Origin of the sequence: Rhizobium sp. 18055 (genome assembly GCF_902706285.1) — a bacterium.
Lineage (GTDB): Bacteria > Pseudomonadota > Alphaproteobacteria > Rhizobiales > Rhizobiaceae > Rhizobium.
In genome coordinates, this window is record NZ_CACSKD010000210.1 from 1 (window position 1) to 468 (window position 468).

Genomic DNA, 468 nt, shown 5'->3' on the forward strand with positions numbered 1-468 from the left:
CCTACGAGTACCCGCAAACCGAGACCGGCGGCGGTTTCACGTTCGATGCCAACATCGACGAGGACAAGCAGCCCCGCCTGCTCCAGACCGACAACGAGATGGTCGTGCCGCTGGGCAAGATCGTGAAGATCCAGGTCACGGCGGCGGACGTGCTGCATTCCTGGGCGATGCCGGCCTTCGGTTTCAAGATCGACGCCGTGCCGGGCCGCCTGAACCAGATGTGGTTCCGGGCCGACAAGGAAGGCACCTTCCACGGCCAGTGCTCGGAGCTGTGCGGCCAGCGTCACGCCTACATGCCGATCGTCGTCCGCGTCGTCAGCGAGCAGGCCTATGCCGACTGGCTGAAGGAAGCGAAGACCAAGTACGCGCGCATCGACAACGGAACGAGCTTCGCCGAAGCCCGCTGAAGTCCGGTTGACCGAATAGAACCCGTCAGATCCACAAGGCACCCGAATCCATGGCTACAGC

Annotated in this window: 1 pseudogene; it reads left to right on the forward strand. The window is 63.5% G+C overall.

Annotated elements, in window-relative coordinates:
• Positions 1-407, forward strand: a pseudogene (locus GVL52_RS28765) (cytochrome c oxidase subunit II); the annotation flags it as partial.
• Positions 408-468 lie beyond the last annotated feature (61 nt).